This window comes from Halomonas sp. ND22Bw (genome assembly GCF_003011945.1).
Lineage (GTDB): Bacteria > Pseudomonadota > Gammaproteobacteria > Pseudomonadales > Halomonadaceae > Halomonas > Halomonas halophila.
The window spans coordinates 1-328 of record NZ_PXWD01000469.1; the positions used below are offsets into that span (position 1 = coordinate 1).

At 68.3% G+C, this 328-nt stretch carries 1 protein-coding gene; it reads right to left on the reverse strand.

Annotated features, from left to right (window positions below; genetic code table 11):
• Window positions 1-183 (reverse strand): HPr family phosphocarrier protein (locus tag CVH10_RS18975; protein WP_369335883.1); only part of this gene is annotated, 183 nt, incomplete at its 3' end.
• Between the last annotated feature and the right edge of the window lie 145 nt (window positions 184-328).

Sequence of the window (328 nt, forward strand, 5' to 3'; positions counted from 1 at the left end):
GCTCGTCTCGAGCTCGACGGTCGCGCCGAGGCCGGCCGCCAGCATCATCACACCCATGATGCTCTTGGCGTTGACGCGGCGCTCGCCGCGGGCCAGCCAGACTTCGCAGGGGAAGCTCCCGGCAAGCTTGGTGAGCTTGGCCGACGCGCGTGCGTGCAGGCCCAGCTTATTGCTGATGGTCACGGATGTCTTGATCACTGTGCTTGCTTCTCGCCTGGTTCTGGGGCGCGGAGACCGCGACTTGCATGACGCCGGCGGTGCCGCCGGCCATGGCCCGGATCAGCGGCAGGCTCGGCTTGCCCTCGGCCAGCTCGACGCCGACGTTCTT